The organism is Vreelandella nigrificans (genome assembly GCF_002374315.1).
Classification (GTDB): Bacteria; Pseudomonadota; Gammaproteobacteria; order Pseudomonadales; family Halomonadaceae; genus Vreelandella; species Vreelandella nigrificans.
This window is the reverse complement of the sequence record NZ_NWUX01000047.1, coordinates 1-1,835: the sequence shown is the minus strand read 5'-3', so window position 1 is coordinate 1,835 and position 1,835 is coordinate 1. Positions and strand designations below refer to the sequence as shown.

Annotated in this window: 1 rRNA gene; it reads right to left on the bottom strand. The window is 53.2% G+C overall.

Annotated features, from left to right (window positions below):
* Positions 1-106 precede the first annotated feature (106 nt).
* Positions 107-1,639 (bottom strand): 16S ribosomal RNA (locus CPA45_RS22330).
* Positions 1,640-1,835 lie beyond the last annotated feature (196 nt).

The window sequence follows — 1,835 nt, the reverse complement described above, 5'->3', positions numbered from 1 at the left end:
ACCTTTCTTCTTTTTTAACGTGAAAGAGCGTTTATCACTGCTCATCAACAGCATTCTGATCAGGTAATTCATTGTGAGCGCTTACCGCGAGGGATGATGCATCGTTTAAGGAGGTGATCCAGCCGCAGGTTCCCCTACGGCTACCTTGTTACGACTTCACCCCAGTCATGAACCACACCGTGGTGATCGCCCTCTTGCGTTAGGCTAACCACTTCTGGTGCAGTCCACTCCCATGGTGTGACGGGCGGTGTGTACAAGGCCCGGGAACGTATTCACCGTGACATTCTGATTCACGATTACTAGCGATTCCGACTTCACGGAGTCGAGTTGCAGACTCCGATCCGGACTGAGACCGGCTTTTCGGGATTAGCTGACTCTCGCGAGCTCGCAACCCTTTGTACCGGCCATTGTAGCACGTGTGTAGCCCTACTCGTAAGGGCCATGATGACTTGACGTCGTCCCCACCTTCCTCCGGTTTGTCACCGGCAGTCTCCTTAGAGTTCCCGCCATTACGCGCTGGCAAATAAGGACAAGGGTTGCGCTCGTTACGGGACTTAACCCAACATTTCACAACACGAGCTGACGACAGCCATGCAGCACCTGTCTTACAGTTCCCGAAGGCACACCAGAATCTCTTCCGGCTTCTGTAGATGTCAAGAGTAGGTAAGGTTCTTCGCGTTGCATCGAATTAAACCACATGCTCCACCGCTTGTGCGGGCCCCCGTCAATTCATTTGAGTTTTAACCTTGCGGCCGTACTCCCCAGGCGGTCGACTTATCGCGTTAACTTCGCCACAAAGTGCGCTAGGCACCCAACGGCTGGTCGACATCGTTTACGGCGTGGACTACCAGGGTATCTAATCCTGTTTGCTACCCACGCTTTCGCACCTCAGTGTCAGTGTCAGTCCAGAAGGCCGCCTTCGCCACTGGTATTCCTCCCGATCTCTACGCATTTCACCGCTACACCGGGAATTCTACCTTCCTCTCCTGCACTCTAGCTTGACAGTTCCGGATGCCGTTCCCAGGTTGAGCCCGGGGCTTTCACAACCGGCTTATCAAGCCACCTACGCGCGCTTTACGCCCAGTAATTCCGATTAACGCTCGCACCCTCCGTATTACCGCGGCTGCTGGCACGGAGTTAGCCGGTGCTTCTTCTGCGAGTGATGTCTTTCCTAATGGGTATTAACCACTAGGCGTTCTTCCTCGCTGAAAGTGCTTTACAACCCGAAGGCCTTCTTCACACACGCGGCATGGCTGGATCAGGCTTCCGCCCATTGTCCAATATTCCCCACTGCTGCCTCCCGTAGGAGTTCGGGCCGTGTCTCAGTCCCGATGTGGCTGATCATCCTCTCAGACCAGCTACGGATCGTCGCCTTGGTGAGCCATTACCTCACCAACTAGCTAATCCGACATAGGCTCATCCAATAGCGGGAGCCGAAGCCCCCTTTCTCCCGTAGGACGTATGCGGTATTAGCCTGGGTTTCCCCAGGTTATCCCCCACTACCGGGCAGATTCCTATGCATTACTCACCCGTCCGCCGCTCGTCAGCGGGTAGCAAGCTACCCCTGTTACCGCTCGACTTGCATGTGTTAGGCCTGCCGCCAGCGTTCAATCTGAGCCATGATCAAACTCTTCAGTTTAAAATCATTGTGATGCTTACTCGTCACCCGAAAACGTAATGTTTACGAACAACAAAAGCGCATCAAACTTGGCTCAAGGTTCAAACGAATTCATTCAAACTTTCGTCTTCATGACCGCTTGCCTTGATATTTGGTGATTTATCACCCTCATCGGCAAGCGCCCACATGAATTACCTGATCAAATTGTTAAAGAGCT